Raw genomic sequence first — 19,836 nt, forward strand, 5'->3', positions numbered from 1 at the left:
CCTTCGGCAGGGTTCCCACGTGCGGAACGCAAGCCCAAGGAGTGCGCATGCCCCATGTCACAGTTGGCTCAGAGGGAGCCGATTCGATCGACATCTACTACGAGGATCACGGCACCGGCACCCCGGTGGTCCTCAGTCACGGCTATCCGTTGAGCGGAAAGGCCTGGGAGAAGCAGGTTTCGGCACTGCTCGCCGCCGGCTACCGCGTCATCACGTACGACCGGCGGGGTTGGGGCAATTCCAGCCAGCCCACTGACGGGTACGACTACGACACGTTCGCCAGCGATGTGAACGTGCTGCTCACGGAACTCGACGTACGCGACGCCATCCTCGTCGGTCACTCGATGGGGACCGGCGATGTCGCCCGTTACCTGGGTCGCTACGGCACCGAGCGGGTCGCGAAGGCCGTGCTGATGTCGCCGATCCCGCCGTTCCTCCTGCGCACGGATGACAATCCCGAAGGCGCACCGCAGTCGTTGTTCGACGGCTTCATCCAGGCCGCTCGGGGAGACCGGGAGGCGTGGCTCAAGCAGTTCCTGCAGAACTTTTACAACCTCGACGTCTACGGTGGCTCGCTGGTCAGCGACGAGGCATTCCAGGCCAGTGTGAACGTGGCCGTTGCCGGTTCTCCGGTCGCCGCCGTGTCGTGCATCCCGACCTGGCTCACCGACTTCCGCGAAGACCTGGCCAAGATTGATGTGCCGGTTCTCGTGATCCAGGGTGACCAGGACCGGGTCCTACCCATCGGGGTGACCGGCCAGCGGGTGTCCACCTTCGTCGCGGATTCGCAGTTGCTCGTCATCGAGGGCGGCCCACACGCCATTGCCTGGACGCATGCCGACCAGGTCAATGACGCCTTGCTCGACTTCTTCAAGAAGTGAAAGGAAACACCGTGAAAATGTCCTTGCGGCGCCGCGTCATCTCCGTAGGCGTGGCCATCGGCGCCCTCACCCTCGTTGGTGCCGGCATCGGCACCGCGCAGGCCTCGACGAACCACGTCGGGCAGTCGCGCCCCGCGGCGGCCAAGCCGACCGTCGTGCTCGTGCACGGCGCGTGGGCGGACGGGTCGAGCTGGGACAAGGTGGCAGCCAAGCTCCAGCACGACGGCTACCGGGTCGTCACCCCGCCGAACCTGCTGTCGGGCGTGGAGAAGGACGCCAAGAACCTCCGCGCGTACCTGGACACCATCAGCGGACCGATCGTCCTGGTCGGGCACTCCTACGGCGGCATGGTGATCACGAACGCCGCTCTGGGTGATGAGCAGGTCAAGGCCCTGGTGTACGTGGACGCGTACATCCCGGACCAGCACGACAGTGTGTACTCGCTGACCTCGGCCCTGCCGGGCTCGGTCTTCGCGGCCGAAGCGTCCACCGTCTTCGACGTGGTTGCCAACCCCAACGACGAAGACCCACACAACGTCAACCTCTACGTCAAGCCGTCGGTCTACGGCACGGCGTTCGCCGACAAGAGCATCCCCGCCAAGGACGTCGCGGTGCTCGCCTCCCGGCAACGTCCCCTGGCCTACAACGCCCTGACCGAGGAGGCCACCGAGCCGGCCTGGCGCACCATCCCCTCGTGGTCCGTGATCGGCAAGCAGGACGCCGTCATCCCGGCCGCCCAGCAGGTCGTGATGTCCAAGCGCGCCAAGGCACACACCATCGAGATCAACGCCCCGCACCTGTCCATGGTCACCGACGCGGGCGCGGTCACCAATCAGATCGAGGCTGCCGCCAAGGCGACCAGCTGACACGACGGGAGGCCGTGGCATCGCTCACCGCGATGCCACGGCGTCCTGGTCAGGGTCTCTCGGCCGGCCGCTGGGTGCGCCGCATGGCCCGCCGGCCGGAGTGGTCAGTCCTCAGCAGCGGTTCGGCTGCGCACCACCAACTCGCCGATCTCCAACCGGCCGACGCGCAGCTCCCGCACGATCGCCCGGCGGATCGTCAGCCGCCCGATGACCAACGCCCCGACGGCGACCGCTCCGACGGCCAGCGCCCCGACGGCGAGGGCTCCGAACGAGGCCGCCCCCGCAGCCCGCGCGCCCGTGGCCGCCGCGCCGGTCGCCACCGCGCCGTTGGCCCGCGTCCCCGTCAACCGCATCAAGCCCACCTCTCGCTTCATTCCTCCATTGTCGGCGCACCGCCGGCTGCTCGCCCCCCGATCCTCGCCCGTGCCGCCCGCTCCGGTCACCGCTGATCAGGTCCCCCGCCCCCCGGTGGTCGCCGCGCTGGTACTTGTGCCCGAGCACGGAAAAGCGAGATCATCACGCATGCTCGACCCCTCGCCCGAGGACGACCGGACCTCACCGACGGTCTCCACGCCACGTTTCGTGGGACGTGACCGGGAGATGGCGGCGCTGCGGGGGGCGTTGGCCCGGCCACCGGCGATCGTGCTGGTGGAGGGCGAGGCGGGGATCGGGAAGAGCCGGCTGCTGCGAGAGTGGTTGGCCGCGCCGGACGAGCGCACGGCCTTGGTGTCGGTGTGCCCACCGCTTCGTGAGTCGTTGACGTTGGGGCCGATCGTCGACGCGTTCCGCGGGATCGACCGTCCGGTGCCGCGACTGCGGCTCACCGAGCTCGCGGGTGCGTTACGGCCCCTGTTCCCTGAGTGGTCGTCGGACCTGCCGCCCGCACTGCCGCCCCTGGACGATGCGAAGGCGGCACGGCATCGCCTCTTCCGCGCCCTGGACGAGCTGCTGCGGGCTCTGCGTGTCGACGTTCTCGTGCTCGAGGACGCGCACTGGGCCGACGAGGTCACCTTGGAGTTCCTGCTGTTCGTCACCTCCCGCCAGCATTCGGACGGGCCCAGCCTCGTGGTCTCGTACCGGCCGGAGGAGGTGGACGTCGGGTCGCTGTTGCTGCGGTTGACGTCCCGGTTGCCCGCTGGCGTGACCCAGCTGAGGATCGCGCTGGCACCGATGCGGCCCGCCGACACGGCGGCGCTGGTGTCCTCGATGCTCGACGGCAACCCAATCTCGCAGGAGTTCACGACGTTCATGCACGAGCGGACCGGTGGCGTTCCGCTGGCACTGGAGGAGTCGGTTCGCCTCATGTGCGACCGCGCCGACCTCGTCGTCCGCGACGGACAGTGGGTTCGGCTGAAGCTGCGTGAGCTACAGGTGCCGCCAACGGTGCGTGACTCCACCCGGGAGCGGGTGGGCCGTCTGTCGCCGACGGCGCAGCAGGTGTTGCGGGCCGCGGCCACGTTGGGCGAACGGTCATCGGTCGCCACGATCGCAATAACCGCCGGACTGTCGCCAGCAGCGTGTCGAGGCGCTATCGCGGAGGCGGCCGACGCCGGGGTCCTGGACGGAGACGACCGCGGCCGGTGGCGATTCCGGCATGTGCTGGCCGCCACGGCTGTCTACGAAGCTATCCCGTTGACCGACCGCAGACACTTCCACCTGCTGGCCGGCCGGGCCGTGGAGACCATCCACCCGCCGCCTCTCGCACGCCTTGCCCGCCACTTCCGTGAGGCGGGCGAGACGCAGTCCTGGGCGCGGTACGCCGAGCAGAGCGCCGAGCTGGCCATGGCCTCGGGTGACCACACCAAGGCGGTGGACCTGCTGGTCGATCTGTTGTCGTGGGCGGTGCTGCCCACGGAGGGCCGGGCACGGGTCGCGCGTATCGCCGGAGTTGCCGCACTGGGCCGTCGTGAACCTGTCGACGAGGTCTACCACCGCGTGATCCGTACCCTGCGTTCGGTGTTGGAGACCCCCGGTCTCTCGGCCCGTCAGCAGGCCGAGATCCGTAACCCCCTGGGCCGGCTCCTGATCACCGGGGGTGAGGCGCGGGCCGCACTCAGCGAGCTGGAACAGGCGGTGGCCAACCTCGACCATGACCCGCTCGAAGCGGCTCGGGCGATGACGTACCTGGGATGGGCGTATGCGGGGCCATGGCCGGCGTCGACCCATCGGCGTTGGCTGGACCGCGCCGCCGAACTCACCGCCGGATTCGCCTCTCCCGCGGAGCGGCTCAACCTGGCCGGTAACCGCGCCGCGGCGCTACTCATGCTCGGTGAGGAGGAGGCCTGGGACGTCGTCGCCGGCCTGCCCATCGACGGCGCGACCTCGGCGGAGCGTCTCGACGTGGCCCGCATCCACGCGAACGTCGGGACCGGCGCCCTGATCTGGGGTCGGTACGCCGACGCGGAGAAGCACCTCGACGTGGCCCTGCGTCTCGCCGATGCCGAGCAGGCGTCCCGGTTGCACCACAACGTCCGACTCGAACAGGCCAACCTGGCGTGGTTCACCGGCCAGTGGGAGGGGCTCGCAGAGCGCAGCGCGGCGCTCGCCGATGCCGACCGGGACCGGCCGGCTCATTACCTCGGCAGCATTCGCCTCGCTGCCCGGCTGGCGGCCGCAGCCGGACGGCGGCGCGCGGCGGAGGAGCAGTTCCGGCTCGTCCTGGAGGAGTCTGCCCGTCTCGGCGCAGCCGACGACACGATGGAGGCCGCCGCTGCGCTGGCCAGACTCTGGCTGGCGGACGGTAACAGCGCCCGGGCGCTGCAGATCACGAACGAGCCGATGGAGACCGTCCTGAAGAAGGGCATCTGGGTCTGGGCGACGGACCTCGTCCCTGCCCGGGTCGAGGCGCTCCTCGCCGCAGGCGACCTCTCGGCCGCGACACGCCTGAGCGACCAGTTCGCCAGAGGACTGCGTGGCCGTACGGCGCCTGCGCCCCGCGCCGCCCTCACCGTGTGCCGCGCCCTGCTGGTCGCCGCCGCCGGGGACCACGGCCGGGCGGCGACGGCACACGATCGCGCGGCGCGTGCCTGGAGCGCGTTGCCGCGCCCCTACGAGGCGATGCTCGCCCGTGAGCGTCAAGCCGAGGCGCTCGTCGCGCACGGCGAGGTCCATCAGGGCCGGGAGTTGCTGGCCGCACAGTACGAGCAGCTGTTCAGGATGGGCGCTCGCGGCGACGCCGACCGTGTCGCGCACCGACTCCGTGAACACGGCGCCGACGTTCCGCGACTGTGGCGCGGCGGCCGACGCGGGTACGGCGACCAACTCTCACCTCGCGAGCTCGATGTGGTCCAGCTGGTCATTGCCGGCAAGACGAACCGGGAGATCAGCCGGATTCTGGCGAAGTCACCGGCCACTGTGGATCAGCAGCTCCGCGCGGCGATGCGCAAGTTGAAGGTGACCTCCCGAACCGCGCTCGCGGTCAAGGCAGTGGAGGCCGGAGTGTTCGCGGAAGAGGACTCCGTCAGCGACGCGTCGTGAAAATTGACGTATCCGCTGGATAGCTAAGGTCACTCGTCCGCGCCGAGCATGGCTGCATGATCCATAGCCGTAGGGCGATGCATGCCTGAGCAACCTGTCGCGCGTGACGACTCCGCGATCGAGCACCAGCCACCTCTCGAGCTGCCTCGGGATCCGCACGACAACGCCCCCGACGCCTCCGACGCCCACGACGCCGACGGCCACGAGAGCCACGACCCCTACCAACCCCTGTAGGCGGAAGGACCCCCATGACATTGAGAGCCCTCGCGGCAACGCTTGCCGCTGTGGTCGGCCTGAGCGTCGTCCAGCCACTACCGGCGTCCGCCGCTGAGCCGGACCCCGGCGCGGCAGGCAAGAAGATCGCCTCGGACCTGACGGACCGCTTCCGCACCGAGAAGGCCCCCGACTTCTGGATCACGTTCGACACCAGGGCCGACCTCGAGCCGGCGAAGAAGATCACCGACTGGACCGCTCGCGGTCAGTTCGTCTACGACGCGTTGACCGCTGCGACGAAGAAGTCCCTGGCGATGGTCTCCCCCGAGCTCGACCGGGCAGGGGTCAAGTACACCTCGTACCCGATCGCCAACGCCGTGCTGGTCAAGGGGGGCACCGAGAAGCTCGCCCTCACCGTGGCCTCCAAGGCGCAGGTCGCCAAGATCCACGCGACGCCGCAGGTCGCGCTGGTCGAGCCGGTGGACAAGAAGGTCCCCGCCGACCAGGCTGCCCGCCCCACCGCTCCGAAGGCCACGGCCGAGGCAGGCACCTCCACCTGGGGTCTGGACGCCATCCACGCCCCGCAGGCATGGGCCATGGGTGCGACAGGTGCGGGCATCACCGTGTCCAACCTCGACTCGGGTGTCCAGTTCGACCACCCCGCCCTGCTGAACACGTACCGTGGCGCGAAGCCCGACGGCACCGTCGACCACAACTACAACTGGATGGCCACCCGTGGCACGTGCACGGGCGCACCGTGCGACGACAACGGACACGGCACACACACCATGGGCACCATGGTCGGCGACGACGGCACCAACCACGTCGGCGTCGCCCCGGACGCACAGTGGATCGCGACGAACGGTTGCTGTGAGAACACCGGTGTCGAGTCGCTGCTGCGGTCCGGCTGGTGGCTGCTCGCCCCGACCGACCTGCAGGGGAACAACCCCGACCCGTCCAAGCGTCCCCACGTCGTCAACAACTCGTGGGGCCAGACCGTCGAGCACAACTTCGACGACTTCTTCCGGGCCATCGACGAGGCATGGTCAGCGGCGGGCATCTTCAGCACCTGGTCATCGGGTAACACCGTGCCGTACGCGGCCTGCGACACCGTCTCGTCGCCCGGCTCCGCCGAGAGCGCCTACTCCGTCGGCGCGTACTCGTCGGACGGCACGCTCGCGTTGTTCTCCCGCAAGGGAGAGGGTGAAGGTGGCCGGATCAAGCCCGAGATCTCCGCTCCGGGCGACGCGGTCCTGTCGTCGTACCCGAACAACAGCTACGTCGAGATGTCCGGCACCTCGATGGCGTCACCGCACGTCGCTGGTGCCGTCGCGGCGCTGTGGAGCTACGACCCGACCCTCGTCGGGCAGGTCGAAGAGACGCGCCGTCTGCTCGGCGAGTCGGCCGTCGACGTCGACGACACCGAGTGCGGTGGCACCGCCCAGATCAACAACAAGTACGGCGAAGGCCGGCTCGACCTCGTCCGCCTGCTCGAGCTCGCGCCCCGCAAGGGCGGCACCCTGACCGGTGTCGTCACCGCCGACGGCGCCCCGGTCGCCGCCGCCGAGGTGACGATCAGCGGACCGTTCAGCCGGTCGATCGGCACCGACAAGGACGGCCGGTTCACCACGAACCTCCCGGTCGGCGACTACCAACTCAGCACCAAGGTCTTCGGCTACCTGACCGCGACCGCCAACGTCACGATCACCCTCGGCCAGGACACCTCCGTCACGCTGCCGCTCGCGGCCGCCGCGAAGCACGACATCGGCGGCCGGGTCGTCGACGACAAGAAGCGGCCCGTCCCGAACGCCGACGTCTCCGTCACGGGCACGCCGCTCAAGCCGGTACGCACGGACGCCAACGGCGCGTTCACGATCAGCGCGGTTCCCGAGGGCGGGTACACGCTGACCGTCAAACCCAACGCCTGCTTCTCCCCCACCACTGTCCCGCTGACCGTCGGCGCGCAGAACGAGTCGCGCGAGATCGCGGTCGGGCTCGTCGTCGACGAGGGCGGCTACAGCTGCGCCGTCTCGGAGGGCGAGTACCTGCGCGGCACCGACCCGGTCGCTTTCACCAGCGGGGTGTGGGCCACGGTGAAGCTGCCGTTCCCGATCGCGCTTTACAACGGCAGCCACGACACCCTCGGTGTCGGCCTGCGCGGCATCATCTCTCCGGACGGCAGCACCGGACCCGGCTACGGCGGCGCGGGCGCCTTCCCGTTCTACCTGGAGAGCCCTGTCGAGTTCGCCTCCGGCGGTGGTGTCTTCACCGCGGCCACCACTGTCAACGGTGAGGACGCCTTCGTCGTCGAGTACCGCAACACCAAGCTCTGGGCTTACCCGGTCCGGTCGGAGTACACGTCGCCGGTCAGCTTCTCGGCCACGTTCACCCGCTCGGGCACGGTGATCTTCGGGTACGGCGACGGTGTCGGGAGCGACGACCCGGTGACCGCCGGCGCGACCGGCGTCACCGGCATCCAGGGCTGGGCCGGCGTCGACGGCATCCGGTTCTCCGACCACGCCCCGGTGCTGCGCGACGGGATGGTCGTCACCTACGACCTGCCGGATTTCGGGTACCTCGACGCGACCGTCGTGGACCAGAACGACGGGCTGCCGGTGGCTGGCGCCAAGGTCTCCTTCAGCGACAAGGACGGGCTCGTCGAGACCGTCACGACCAACGGAACCGGCATCGTGCACCGCCAGCTTCCGGTCGGCGACTACACCATGACTGTCGACACGCCGAACTACACGACCGCGTCGTACCCCTTCTCGCTCGACAAGCTCTACGCGCACGCGAAGATCGACGCCCGCCTGACCACGGGTGTCGCCGGCCTGAAGGCCGACGGCCTCGAGACGCTGCTGGGTACCGACCAGAACGGCGTGGGTTCGCTGACGCTGACCAACACCGGCTCCGCCCCTCTGACGTACACCCTGGGCGAGGCCGCGCGGCACCCCGAGCTCGACGCCGCCGGCGCCACCGCGCGCACCGGCACGGGTGCGGCCAGCACAATCGACCTAGCCGCCTGGAAGGCCGGCGCGAGCGGCATGAAGGCGTCGACCGTCGACGGCAAGGCCGCGACGTCGAGCGCCGCGGAAGCGCAGGCGGCCGCCAAGGTCGGCGCGACCTCCGGCGGGGACGTCATCACCCGCATCACCATTCCCGGCACGATCGCCGAGAAGGAGCCCTCCGGCATCGGGTACGACGGCGACGTCTGGGTCCACGACTACAACGCCCGGACCAACACCGCCTACACGGTGACCGGCAAGAAGACCGGAAAGGTCTTCGACGCGGCGTGGAACCCCGCGTACCGGGCGTTCGACCTGGCGCTCGACACCAAGACCGGTGACATGTGCCAGATGGAGGACAGCCCGGCCAGCTACATCCACTGCTTCAACCGGGACACCGGCAAGGAGACCAGGCAGATCAAGGGTGACTGGTCCACGCTGCAGCTGACCGGACTCGCCTACAACCCGACGGAGGACGTGTTCTACGTCGGCGGCCGGAGGAACGGTCAGATCGGCACTGTCGCCGGCACGTCCCACGACAACCCGGGCGCGCTGCTGTCCTTCTGCGCCCCACCACTGCCCGAGGTCATGGGCCTGGCCTACAACCAGGCGTCGGACACCATCTGGTACACCGATCTCACCTCGAACCGGCCCAGCCGTCTACTCCAGATCGACCCCGACGACTGCTCGCTGGTGAACGCGTGGTGGTTCCCGGGCCAGAAGGTGGGCCAGGGCGGCGGCCTCGAAACCGACGCGACCGGGGCGCTGTGGGCGGCCGACCAACTCGCCGACGACGTCGTGCTGGTCGACGTCGAAGACGACCTGATCACCGACCTGCCGTGGCTGTCGCTCTCCTCGACCGGTGGGACCCTCGCTCCGGGTCAGTCGACGACCGTCAAGGTCTCGATCTCCACGAAGAACACCAAGCCGGGGGTCCTCGGCGCGAACATCGTGGTCAGGTCCGACTCCGGACGCCAGTCCAAGACCTACGTCCCGGTGACGCTCACGACCACGAAGTACCAGGTCGGTGTCAACGCCGGTGGCGCGAAGCTCACCGACAGCTCCGGCTACACCTGGTCCGCCGACCAGGCCGCCAGCAAGAAGGCGTGGGGCTACGAGGGGAAGACGAAGGTCACCGCCACGAAGACCGCGATCGACGGCACGACGGACGACACCCTGTTCCAGTCGCAGCGCACCACGCCGGACAAGCAGTTGTTCTACCGCTTCCCCGACGCGCCCAAGGGCACCTACGCCATCGACCTCGGGTTCGCCGAGATCGAGAACGTGGCCAAGGGCAAGCGGGTGTTCGACGTCCTCGTGGACGGAACGCTGACCGAGTACGCGTACGACCCGGCTGCGGCGGTCGGGCCGAACGCCGCGGACTGGCGCACCGCCGTCGTGAAGCACGAGGGTGGTCCGCTGACCGTGGAGCTGCGGGGCTCAAAGGGCCTCAAGGCCCCGACCATCGCCGCGCTGCGGGTGACGCTCGACCCGCGAGCGGACGTGGCGGAGCCGGAGCCGGAGCCGGAGCAGCCGGAGCCAGGCCCCGTACCGGTGGCTCCCGCCGGTCGCTCGTATTCGGTGAAGGTGACCGACGGGCTCTACCGCCAGGGCACGGAGGAGTCCGGGTGGCACGGCGACGACGAATACGGCGTGCTGTGGTTCGACTCCACCTTCCTGCAACCGTTCTACGACACGGCCTGGGACGGCGTAGCCGTGACGACGAACGGCACGCTGATCTTCGACCGGGCCAGCACGTCGGGGAGCAACACGGCGCTGCCGTCGCCGTACCCGATCGACGCCGTCTATCCGCTCTGGGACGACCTCATCGTCGACGACGAGGCAGGCATCTACTTCGGCAAGACCGAGGTGGACGGGGTGGCGGCGCAGGTCATCGAGTGGCGCAACGTCGCCTTCTACAGTGACCGGACGGCTCGCGTGAGCTTCTCGGTCACCCTGATCGCGGACGGACGGATCCAGATCGGGTACGGCGACGGCGTCGGCGGCGACAACCCGCTGACCCGAGGGTCGTCGGCGACGGTCGGTGTGGAGAGCCTGACGCGCAACCCGGCGAGCCAGTACTCCTTCAATCAGCCCATCCTGAAGGCCGGCCTGGGGCTGGAGTACACCCTTCCGGCCGCGGGCACGATCGAGGGCACGGTCACCGACAAGAACGACGGCAAGCCGATCGCCGGCGCGATCGTCACGATCAAGGGGCCCAACGGCGAGCGGGTCATCACGACCGACGCCAAGGGCCGGTGGAAGGCCCAGGCGCTGGTCGGCGGGAACACCGTGCAGGTCGAGTCGCCGAACTACGTCGCCGCCAGCCACCCCGTGACCATCGCCAAGAAGGACCAGGCCGAGGTTGTCGACACCGCGTTGACCACCGGCATCGCCACCGTCACCGGAGCCGACGTCGACTGGCTCCTCGACAAGGACCAGAAGGCGACTGCCGACGTGACAGTCACCAACACCGGCTCCGCCCCGCTGGAGGTGCGGATCAGTGAGCAGAAACGCACCGGCGACGGCGGGCACGAGGCCGCCGACCTTCCCTGGCTGACCCTCACGGGACCGGCGGCAACCGGCACTGTCACGCTCGCGGCCGGTACGTCCACCACCGTCACGGCGACCGCCGACAACGCCGGCGTCGCGCCCGGCGTACTCGTCGGGGATCTGCTCGTGGCGTCGAACGCCGGCAAGGGCGAGACCCAGGTCAAGCCGGTCCGCCTGGCGACCTCGGCCTACTGGAAGGGCGTCGACGTCGGCGGATCCGGGTACGTCGGTGCCGACGGTTTCTTCTGGTCACCCGACCAGGGGCTTGGCTCGCGGCCGTGGGGCTACGTCGGCGGCACGGCGCACACCACCAGGGCCGACATCGCCGGAACCGAGGACGACGCGCTGTTCCGCACCCAGCGCTCCGGCAGGACGTTCAGTTACGTGTTCAAGAACGCCCCCGCCGGGACGTACCGCATCGGCCTCGACTTCGCGGAGATCGAGAAGGTCAAGGCCGGCGATCGTGCCTTCGATGTGCTGATCAACGGCAAGATCGCGCTCTACGATCACGACGTGCAGGCGAAGGTGGGTGCGCTGACCGCGGACAGCAACATGGTCACCGTCGACCATGCCGGCGGTGATCTGACGATCGAGCTTCGCCGCGAGAACGGCGAGAGCAACCCGATCCTCAACGCCCTGAAGGTCCAGCAGGACCCGCGTCTCTGAGATAGCCGACCGATCCACCAGCAGTGGTCAGAGCCTCCTCGACGTTCCTGCCGAGGAGGCTCTGACCACGACGGTTGCGGACGAGTTCGCCGCCCCGGCCTCCCGTCACCGGATGTTCCGTTCCGGGCCGGCGGGCCGGACGTGCTTTAGGATTCCGCGAGGCATCTGCGCCGTCGGCACGTCGGCGCGGAGGGCGGCACCGATCCGAGCGGCGAGACGGTGCCACCGGGTCAGGCGTGCGGTTCGAGGGAGTGTCGCAACGATGAGCAGCGCCGCGCAATGGCCGTCCGACGAGGCAGACGTCTTCGCTGGTGACGGCGAGGTCGGCCGTGACCTCGCGAAGGTGGACTGGGCATCGACTCCGCTGGGGGATCCCGCACTGTGGCCGCAGAGCCTGCGGACGGCGGTGAGCATCCTGCTGTCGTCACGCTTCCCGATGTGGATGGCCTGGGGTCCTGAGCTGACCTTCTTCTGCAACGCCGCGTACCGGCGTGACACCCTCGGCCGCAAGTACCCGTGGGCTCTGGGTCGACCGGCCAGTGAGGTGTGGGCGGAGATCTGGCCGGACATCGGCCCTCGGATCGATCGGGTGCTGACCACCGGCGTCGCGACCTGGGACACGGCGTTGCTGCTGTTTCTGGAGCGGTCCGGTTACCGGGAGGAGAGCTACCACACCTTCTCCTACAGCCCGCTGCGCAACGACGACAACGCCCTCATCGGCATGTTGTGCGTGGTCAGTGAGGACACCGACCGTGTCGTCGGCGAACGACGGATGACCACGCTGCGTGATCTCGGGTCCGATCCCAGTGTGGTACGTACCGAAGAGGAGATGGTGACCTTCGCGGGCCGACAGCTCGGCCACAACGACCTCGACCTTCCGTTCACGGCGATCTACCTCCTCGATGGCGACGGCAGCGCCCGTCTGGCGGCGGCCGCTGGCATAACCGCAGGTCACTCCGCAGCCCCGAGCACGATCTTGGCCCACGAATCGACCCCGGTGTGGCCGGTGGCGGCGCTGGCGCGGGGCGAGTCGCCACTCGTCCCGCTCGATGGCGCCCCGTTCGGGGACCTGCCGACCGGGGCGTGGTCGCAGCCGCCCACCCAGGCACTCCTGGTGCCGCTGCTGCAACAGGGCGACACGCCGTACGGCTTCCTGGTGGCCGGCTTGAATCGGTACCGACCGCTCGATGACGGGTACCGCGGCTTCGTCGAACTGGCCGCGGGTCACGTCGCTGCCGGTATCGCGAGCGCCCGCAGCTACCAGGCGCAGCAGCAGCGGGCCGAGGAACTCGCCGAGATCGACCGCGCGAAGACGGCGTTCTTCTCCAACATCAGCCACGAGTTCCGCACTCCACTGACGTTGATCATGGGTCCACTGGACGAGTTGCGTTCCCGCCTCGGCGACACCGACGAGGGGGTACGCGAGGAGTTGCAGGTCATGCACCGCAATGGGCTGCGACTCGGGAAGCTGGTCAACGCGCTGCTGGACTTCTCCCGGATCGAAGCCGGACGGATGCAGGCCCACTACGAGCCGGTGGACCTCGCCGCGGTCACCGCGGATCTCGCCAGCGTCTTCCGCTCCGCCGTCGAACGCGCGGGTCTCACCTTCGAGGTGGACTGCCAACCACTACCCGAGCCGGTGTACATCGACCGCGGCATGTGGGAAAGATCATCCTGAATCTCCTCAGCAACGCCCTGAAGTTCACCTTCGACGGCGCCATCCGGGTACGGCTGCGGGCAGAGCACGGCCGGGCGGTGGTGACAGTTGTCGACACCGGGGTCGGGGTGCCCGCCGAGGAGATGCCCCGACTGTTCGAACGGTTCCACCGCATCGACAACGCCCGGTCACGCTCGAACGAGGGCAGTGGCATCGGCCTGGCGCTGGTGCGGGAACTCGTCGGGCTGCAGGGCGGTGACGTCAGCGCCGACAGCACCATCGGCCAGGGCACCACCTTCACCATCGGGCTGCCCTTCGGGAGTGGTCACCTGCCGCCGGGCACCGTCGCCTCCGGCGGGGAGCGCGACGTATCCGCCGCCGCCGAACCGTTCGTCGAGGAGGCGCTGCGCTGGCTCCCGCAGGAGCCGTCAGCGGGCACGCCCACAGAGGTCGCCGGACCCAGCGGGTGGGAGACGACGACAGACGCACGGCCCGGCTCGGCACGCATCCTGGTCGCCGACGACAACGCTGACATGCGGGAGTACCTCAGCCGCCTGCTACGCGCGGCTGGCTACCGGGTCGAGGCGGTCAACGACGGCCACCTGGCCCTGCAGGCGGCACGCGCCAGTCAACCCGATCTCGTCGTCAGCGACGTGATGATGCCCGGCCTGGACGGTCTGCAACTGGTAGCCGCGCTGCGCGCCGAACCTCGTACGGCGGGAACTCCCGTCCTGCTGCTGTCGGCGCGGGCAGGGCAGGAGGCCTCCATCGAGGGGTTGGAGGCGGGGGCGGACGACTACCTGGTCAAGCCCTTCGCCGCCGCCGAGTTGCTGGCCCGGGTGCGGACGAACGTGACGTTGGCCCGGCTGCGCAACCACCACGCCCGGTGGCGCACGGCCCTGATCGACTCGCTTCAGGAGGCCTTCTTCGTCTGCGACGAGAACGGCTCCGTCGTCGAGATCAACACCACCTTCACCGACATCCTCGGCTACGGCCCCGAAGGGCTTCCCTACCCCGCCAATCCCCCGTGGTGGCCGAGCCGGGAGACCGAGCCCGAGGCATACCAGCAAGTCACCGATGCGCTCACCCAGCTCACGGGTCAGACCAGCGGTGCGTACACCATCCCGGTGACGCACCGGGACGGCCATCGTCTGTGGGCCGCCGCCGCCTTCAACCAGGTGCAGGACCCGGACACCGGCCGACGGGTGATCGTCGGCACCTTCCGCGATGTCACGGCGGAGCACTACGCCGTGCAACGGGAGAGCGCACTGGCCGCCCTGAGCATCCGCCTGTCGCAAGCGGACAACCTCGCCGACGCGTTGCACGGCGTCCTCGACGAGCTACGGGGGCTGTGGCGCGCCACGCGCGTTCTCGCGGCTGTCTTCGACGGCTCCCACACCCCGACGATCACCGCCACCGATCCTCACCAGCGCTGGGACACCCTCACCGACCAACGCCGCCGGATGCTCACCGACCTGCGCGATCGGCCCCTGCTCACCACAGTCGCGGACCACACCACGGGCGTCGGAATCGCCGTGGAACATCCCCACGGCACGATGGCCCTGTGGATCGACCTCGGCGAGAGGCGCCCCGTCACCGAACAGGACGAGACCCTGCTGGCCCTGCTGGCCGGCCACCTCGGCCAAGGGCTGCGCCGGGTGCAGCACATCGATCAACAGCGGGAGACCGCCCTCGCGTTGCAACGGGCCATCCTCGGCCCCGCACAGCTGCCCAGCGGCTTCGCCGCGCGGTACGCACCCGCCACCCGGCCGTTGAAGGTCGGCGGCGACTGGTACGACACCATCGCGCTCGTCGACGGGCAGATCGGCATCGTCGTCGGCGACTGCGTCGGTCACGGACTGCGAGCCGCCACCGTCATGGGCCAACTCCGCAGCGCCTGCCGTGCCCTGCTGCTGCAGGACTCCAGCCCGTCGCGCACGCTCACCGCACTCGACCGTTTCGCCGCTCAGTTGCCCGGAGCGCTGTGCGCGACGGTCTTCTGCGGCGTCCTCGACCCGACGACCGGACAGCTGCGCTACGCCAGCGCCGGGCATCCTCCCGCCATCGTCACCTCACCCGACGGCAACACCCGGTTGCTCGACCAGGGTCACTCCCGCCCCCTCGGCGTTCGAGGCAGCGCCGAGCGACCCGAAGCCGAGGAACGGGTGCCGGCACGAGCCACCCTGATGCTCTACACCGACGGGCTCGTCGAACGCCGCCGCCAACCGCTCACCGCAGGCATCGGCCAGGTCGTGACGGTGATCCAGAACGGACGCGCCCACCCCATCGAGACGCTCGCCACCGACGTCATGGATCAACTCAGCCCGCCCGGGGGATACGACGACGACGTCGCGGTCCTGCTCTACCGTCACCCCGGCCCGCTGGAACTCGACTTCGCCGCCGAAGCCACCGGCCTCGCACCCGTGCGCAGCGCACTACGAAGCTGGCTCGAGCGCTGCGGGCTGAGTCCCACCAACGCCTACAACGTCCTGGTGGCCGCCGGCGAAGCCTGCGCCAACGCCATCGAGCACGGACACCGCGACAACCCGGGCGGACGGATCCGGCTACGGGCCACCGCCACCGCCGACGGCCTGCACCTCAGCGTCACCGACAGCGGGCACTGGAAGACACCTCAGCCGGAAGCCGGCAACCACCGGGGACGAGGCCTGCTCCTCATGCGGGCCCTGATGGACGCCATCACCGTCACGCCCAGTGCCACCGGCACCACCATCGACATGCAGGCGAGGATCCCATGAGCACCACACTGACCCTCACCACCGACCAGCGGCCCGACGGCGCTCTCGTACTGACCGCCATCGGGGAGGTCGACATGAGCAACGCCGCCGACTTCGGGGACGCCCTCACCCGCGCCGTGGACGCTGCCCCCGGCCCGCTGACGGTCGACCTGACCGCACTGGAATACCTCGACAGCGCGGGCCTGGCCGTCCTGTTCCCCCACGTCGAGCGGATCCACCTCATCGCCAGCCCGATCCTGGCTCCCGTCCTGATCATCGCCGGGCTCGCCGACCTGATGACAGTCACTCCTGCCTGACAGATCTCAGGGCCTTTGCCAGGCTTAGGCGACGAACCGGGCTGGCACCCACATCCGACGGCAGGAGATGCCCACCGATGAAAGGCCGTTACGCCAACCTGAACCGGATCCGGACCCTCGACCCCGAGCGCGACTACCTGGACATCTACCAGACGATGCTGCGCTACGAGTTCCCGTGGGACATGAAGCTCGGCCTCAACCTCGCCTTCAACAGGTCCTTCTCCATCCCCGCCATCGCCGCGGTGCACACCACCACCGGTGAGCTGACCGACCGCACCCAGAAGCGGATCGACGACACCGGCCTGCTGATGTACGAGATGGTGCTCAACGGCTTCGAGCAGCCCCGTGGTCGGGACGCGTTGCGGCGCGTCAACCAGATCCACCGCCCGTACGACATCGGTAACGACGACTTCCGCTACGTCCTCGGCTGCCTGGTGGTCATTCCGACGCGGTGGCTGCAGGAGTACGGCTGGCGCCCGCCCTGTTGCCACGAGCGGCAGGCCACCTACCTGTTCTACCGGGAGCTCGGCCGACTGATGGGCATCACGGACATCCCCGGGTCGTACGAAGAGTTCGAACTCTGGTTCACCGCGCACGACGCTGCTCACCTCCAGCCGAACGACGACGCGGCGGCGATCGAACGGGCCACCCGGATGCTGATGCTCACCCGGATCCCCCGGCCGTTTGGACCGCTGGGGAACGCGCTGGTCAGTGCCATGTACGACGCGCCACTGCGGCAGGCGATGCGCGTCGACGCGCCGCCGTGGCCGGTCCGGGCCGGCCTGCACGTGGCGCTGAAGCTGCGCTCGCGGTCGCAGCGGTGGTTCGGCGCGCCGCGGACGACGGCGCTGTTCGCCGACGGGATCAAGGCCAAGAGCTACCCCGACGGGTACGAGATCAACCAAGTCGGTCCGCAGCACGACCGCGTGCATGAGTAGGACGTCAAAGCTGCTGGCGTAGTCAGCTCTGCTGGTAGTTCACTGCGGCGAAACCGCACGGCTGGTGCAGGTGCAGGTAGTAGGCACCTTCGCCGTACTCGTCCAGGTCCGCACCGCCGATCAAACCCACATAGTCCATCGGTTGGCCGCAACCGGGGCAGTCGGGGTGTTCGGCGTCCTGGATCCAGTCCGGCCGGCCACCCATGGTCGAGCCACCCCGGTCCCATGCGCTGGCTTGATAAGGGCTGTGCCGGACCGCACCGGGAATCGGCGTGAGCGACGGCGGGTCCTCCGCTTCGAGGGACCCGAGGTAGTCCGGGCGCGTGTTGCCGGCCCACCAGGCGGTGGTGCCAGCCGGCGTGACCTGGCTGTACAGCGTCGCGTAGCACGCACAGAAGTGGCACGTCTCGATCACCAACCGCCCGGACCAACCCGTGTGAGCCAGCGCCGCGCCGACTGCTGGGTCAGCGGTGTCCAACTCCGCGGCGATCCACAGCGGCGACGTACACCACGGACAGGTACCCCCGTCCGCGCGGCGCGGCGCCTCGCGCATCATCCACAGGTACGCGGTGCCGCCGCACAGGTCCCGCCGTCTTCCATCCGGCCCGACCGTCCAGCCGCCCTCCCGGGCGTAGTCCAACACACCGACGTACAGCTTGTCCGCGCCGGCCGGTGGATGCGTCGACCAGCGGCGCATGGCGCTCTCGGCCAGCGGATGAGCGGTGTGCGCCAGGATGATCAGCAGGTGATTGAGCCGGTCCGGCGTCCCGCCACCGTCGATCCGCTCGACGACGCGGCGGACCACGTCGGCGTCCGCAGCCCGGTACAACTTCCCCGGCCACAACACGTCGCGGTCGAGCAGAGAGCCAAGGTACGGAGCCAGCTTCTCCGGATCGCTGTCCGCGATCACGGTCAGCTCCTCGATCGCCGAGTCATCCTCGGCGGCGGCTCTATCGATCAACTCCTCGATCACGAGGGCATATTAGCCACGCCGATCAACGGGCAACGCGACGGAGCGACGTCGGTAATGTCGCGGCAGATCAGCGCCGATCCCATTACCCCACACGGAGTTCGAGAAAGATCCAGGACCAGAAAGCATCGACCGGGAATGCTGCTCAGCCCACCCCGAGTGTCGCGGCGAGCTGAGCGATCGTCGTCGGAGCGCGGGGGTCGCGGGCAACCTCGGCGAGGACATCGCGGGCAACGGGCCGGTACGTGATCTCGGCCGGTGCGGTGCGCTCGGCCTCGGTCAGCACGCGAGCCGCGTTGCCCGCATCCCCGACGTTCAGGTAGGCGCGGGCGACGTCGAGCAGGTACGCCGCGCGGTGTTCGGCGGGCAGCCACCGCCAGCCGGCCCGCGAGGTGGCCTTCTCGTGCCAAACGATCGCACCACGAGCGTCGCCGACTTCGACGGCTGCCGCGACGCGAGCCAGGTCGACGGCGGTGGGCCCGAAACCGGTGCGGTGATGGTCGCGCCCGTCGCCGACCCGCTCCCCCATGCCCGCGGCTTCGTCGAGCAACTCGCCGGCGGTGGCCTCGTTCCCGTCCTGCGCCGCCGCCAGGGCAGCCTGGATGAGCAGGGTCCCGCACATGGACAATTCCGCCGGTACGCCGTGCTCGATCACGGGCGGGGCGATCCGGTACGCAGCGGCGAGCATCACCGACTTCGCCTCCCGGGCCCGCCCGAAGGCGCGTAACACCTGGCCGAGCTGCACGGCCGCAGCGGCCACCAGCTCCCGGTCGCCGGTGGCGGCGAGCATCGCCCGATCCACCGCCAGCCACGCCAGCTCGGCGTCGCCGAGCTTGATCAGCAGAGCAGCGGTGATCCGGTACGCCTCGACCAGCGGCACCCGACCCGACACCGGAGTGTCGGCATGGGTGCGCTGCGCACGGGTGAGCAGGTCCGGCACCAGATCGAGCACCTGCGGGTAACGGGCGTACTGGAACGCCGTCCACGCGTACGCCACATCCCGCAGCATCCGGTCCACCGGTACCGCCAGACCGCAGTCCGCCGGCTTGCCCAACGGGATGTCGTACCGGGACAGCGCCGCCCTGATCCGGTCCACGCCCTCGACGCGACCCGCCGACCCGACCGGCGCGACGTCCCGACCGACCAGAACGGCGGTGTCGATACGCAGTACGCGCGCGATCTCCTGGAGCGTGGACAGCCGATCCAGCGCGCGGACGCCGCGCTCGACCTTGTCGACCCAGCTCTTCGACTTCCCGAGCCGGTCGGCGAACACCTGCTGCGACAACTTTCGCCGAGCCCGCCAGTACGCTACCCGCCGTCCCACCGGCAACAACTCAATGCTGCCCACGACGCCACCGCCGATCCGGTATGGCCCGGGTCGTCTCCTCTACGGGAACCCGACCCGCCTCCGCCTCCGCCAGAAGCCGCCGCTTCGCCTCTTCCCGCTCGGCCGCCTGGATCTGCTCGCTACGGCTCACCGCCGGCTCGTCGCCCTTACCCGGCATTCCCACCTCCGCCAGTCGAAAGCGGCGGCACGCCGACCGTCGCAGATCCACAG

At 69.5% G+C, this 19,836-nt stretch carries 12 protein-coding genes; 9 read left to right on the top strand and 3 right to left on the bottom strand.

What is annotated here, in order from left to right:
- Positions 1-47 precede the first annotated feature (47 nt).
- On the top strand, positions 48-881 hold the full coding sequence (locus FHU34_RS21260; RefSeq protein WP_145783287.1) for an alpha/beta fold hydrolase: 834 nt from the start codon (positions 48-50) through the stop codon (positions 879-881).
- A 17-nt stretch (positions 882-898) separates the two neighbouring features.
- Positions 899-1,747: an alpha/beta fold hydrolase gene (locus FHU34_RS21265; protein ID WP_244311983.1), complete on the top strand. Its 849-nt coding sequence runs from the start codon at positions 899-901 to the stop codon at positions 1,745-1,747.
- A gap of 104 nt (positions 1,748-1,851) precedes the next feature.
- On the opposite strand, the gene FHU34_RS21270 is transcribed toward FHU34_RS21265, so the two are convergent.
- Complete coding sequence (locus FHU34_RS21270; protein WP_244311767.1) at positions 1,852-2,100, bottom strand: hypothetical protein; 249 nt, start codon at positions 2,098-2,100, stop codon at positions 1,852-1,854.
- 169 nt (positions 2,101-2,269) lie between these two features.
- On the opposite strand from FHU34_RS21270, the gene FHU34_RS21275 reads away from it, so the two are divergent.
- The 7 genes from FHU34_RS21275 (at position 2,270) to FHU34_RS21295 (ending at position 17,308) form a co-directional block, all read left to right on the top strand.
- Positions 2,270-5,224: a helix-turn-helix transcriptional regulator gene (locus tag FHU34_RS21275; RefSeq protein WP_145783293.1), complete on the top strand. Its 2,955-nt coding sequence runs from the start codon at positions 2,270-2,272 to the stop codon at positions 5,222-5,224.
- Between the two features lie 81 nt (positions 5,225-5,305).
- Positions 5,306-5,458, top strand: a complete 153-nt coding sequence (locus tag FHU34_RS33065) for a hypothetical protein (RefSeq protein ID WP_167524866.1) — start codon at positions 5,306-5,308, stop codon at positions 5,456-5,458.
- A 14-nt stretch (positions 5,459-5,472) separates the two neighbouring features.
- A complete protein-coding gene (locus FHU34_RS21280; RefSeq protein ID WP_145783295.1) occupies positions 5,473-11,661 on the top strand; it encodes a S8 family serine peptidase in 6,189 nt (2,062 codons plus the stop codon).
- Between the two features lie 262 nt (positions 11,662-11,923).
- Positions 11,924-13,339: a sensor histidine kinase gene (locus FHU34_RS33830; protein ID WP_244311768.1), complete on the top strand. Its 1,416-nt coding sequence runs from the start codon at positions 11,924-11,926 to the stop codon at positions 13,337-13,339.
- Positions 13,321-16,074, top strand: coding sequence for a SpoIIE family protein phosphatase (locus FHU34_RS21285; RefSeq protein ID WP_244311769.1), 2,754 nt, complete (start codon positions 13,321-13,323; stop codon positions 16,072-16,074). Before FHU34_RS33830 ends, FHU34_RS21285 begins: the two co-directional genes overlap by 19 nt.
- A complete protein-coding gene (locus tag FHU34_RS21290) occupies positions 16,071-16,370 on the top strand; it encodes an STAS domain-containing protein (protein WP_145783297.1) in 300 nt (99 codons plus the stop codon). Before FHU34_RS21285 ends, FHU34_RS21290 begins: the two co-directional genes overlap by 4 nt.
- A 77-nt stretch (positions 16,371-16,447) precedes the next feature.
- On the top strand, positions 16,448-17,308 hold the full coding sequence (locus tag FHU34_RS21295) for an oxygenase MpaB family protein (protein WP_145783299.1): 861 nt from the start codon (positions 16,448-16,450) through the stop codon (positions 17,306-17,308).
- 22 nt (positions 17,309-17,330) lie between these two features.
- Here FHU34_RS21295 and FHU34_RS21300 read toward each other — a convergent pair whose 3' ends face one another.
- Both FHU34_RS21300 and FHU34_RS21305 read right to left on the bottom strand, forming a co-directional pair.
- On the bottom strand, positions 17,331-18,281 hold the full coding sequence (locus tag FHU34_RS21300) for a hypothetical protein (RefSeq protein WP_145783301.1): 951 nt from the start codon (positions 18,279-18,281) through the stop codon (positions 17,331-17,333).
- Positions 18,282-18,423: 142 nt separating this feature from the next.
- Positions 18,424-19,626, bottom strand: a complete 1,203-nt coding sequence (locus FHU34_RS21305; RefSeq protein ID WP_244311770.1) for a helix-turn-helix domain-containing protein — start codon at positions 19,624-19,626, stop codon at positions 18,424-18,426.
- Positions 19,627-19,836 lie beyond the last annotated feature (210 nt).

The organism is Micromonospora taraxaci (assembly GCF_007830095.1).
Taxonomy (GTDB): Bacteria; Actinomycetota; Actinomycetes; order Mycobacteriales; family Micromonosporaceae; genus Micromonospora; species Micromonospora taraxaci.

Excerpts from the sequence above, each read along its gene's own strand:
- FHU34_RS21260 (WP_145783287.1), top strand. The coding sequence starts at position 48 with ATGCCCCATGTCACAGTTGGCTCAGAGGGAGCCGATTCGATCGACATC.
- FHU34_RS21265 (WP_244311983.1), top strand. The coding sequence starts at position 899 with ATGTCCTTGCGGCGCCGCGTCATCTCCGTAGGCGTGGCCATCGGCGCC.
- FHU34_RS21270 (WP_244311767.1), bottom strand. The coding sequence starts at position 2,100 with ATGCGGTTGACGGGGACGCGGGCCAACGGCGCGGTGGCGACCGGCGCG.
- FHU34_RS21275 (WP_145783293.1), top strand. The coding sequence starts at position 2,270 with ATGCTCGACCCCTCGCCCGAGGACGACCGGACCTCACCGACGGTCTCC.
- FHU34_RS33065 (WP_167524866.1), top strand. The coding sequence starts at position 5,306 with ATGCCTGAGCAACCTGTCGCGCGTGACGACTCCGCGATCGAGCACCAG.
- FHU34_RS21280 (WP_145783295.1), top strand. The coding sequence starts at position 5,473 with ATGACATTGAGAGCCCTCGCGGCAACGCTTGCCGCTGTGGTCGGCCTG.
- FHU34_RS33830 (WP_244311768.1), top strand. The coding sequence starts at position 11,924 with ATGAGCAGCGCCGCGCAATGGCCGTCCGACGAGGCAGACGTCTTCGCT.
- FHU34_RS21290 (WP_145783297.1), top strand. The coding sequence starts at position 16,071 with ATGAGCACCACACTGACCCTCACCACCGACCAGCGGCCCGACGGCGCT.
- FHU34_RS21295 (WP_145783299.1), top strand. The coding sequence starts at position 16,448 with ATGAAAGGCCGTTACGCCAACCTGAACCGGATCCGGACCCTCGACCCC.